The organism is Streptomyces colwelliae (genome assembly GCF_048158785.1).
Taxonomy (GTDB): Bacteria; Actinomycetota; Actinomycetes; order Streptomycetales; family Streptomycetaceae; genus Streptomyces.
Window position 1 is genome coordinate 1 of record NZ_JBLTJC010000860.1, and the last position, 763, is coordinate 763.

General features: G+C 67.1%; 1 protein-coding gene. It reads left to right on the top strand.

Annotated features, from left to right (window positions below; translation table 11 throughout):
• Positions 1–15 precede the first annotated feature (15 nt).
• Positions 16–708: a DUF6445 family protein gene (locus tag ACNFOC_RS54845; protein ID WP_416966377.1), complete on the top strand. Its 693-nt coding sequence runs from the start codon at positions 16–18 to the stop codon at positions 706–708.
• Positions 709–763: the final 55 nt, after the last annotated feature.

Here is a 763-nt window from a genome sequence, read left to right on the forward strand (position 1 = left end):
CACTGGCGTAAGTGTATAAGAGACAGCCCCCAGCAGCGGGCCCGTCAGCAGGCGCCCCTCCCCGTCCTCCCGTACCGCAAGCCCACCAAGGGCCGTGACTACTGGGTGCTGAACGACGTGCTTCCGGACGTGGATGCCGTACGGGAGCGGTGTCTCGCGAAGGACGACTGGGTCAAGGGGTATCCGTACACGTCGGAGACCTGGCCGGGGCTGCGCACCATGCCGGGGCTCGAACCGGCCGAACTGGGGCGCATCGAGCGGCTGGTGAAGCAGACGATCGGGGTCAAAGAGTTGTGGGTGGAGAAGGCGCCCGGGGGCGGGACGCTCAACCACAACTGCATCCAGGTCGTCGGGAAGGGCGAGAGCGAGCCCCGGCCGCACACCGACTCCCGCGCCCTGTGCCGGTACGCCGCCGTGCTGTACCTCAACCCCTCCGTGCCGAAGGGCTGCGGGACCAGTTTCTACCGGCAGCAGATGCCCGGTGGGCGGCTCGGTGGCAACGTCGTCCAGGCCCCGCACAACAACCTCGTCGAGGCGTTGGGTACGAGGTTCGTCGCGCCGGACGCCTTTGAAGAGGACGTTCGCGTGCCGCACAAGTACAACAGCCTGCTGCTCTACAACGCCAACCTCGTGCACAGCGCGACCGGTTACCACGGCAGCACGCTGGAGGAGAAGCGGATGACCGCCGTCTTCTTCTGGATGGCCTGAGCACTGGAGGAGCTGAGCACTGGATGGGCTGACCCCAACACCCCCGTCCCTACGG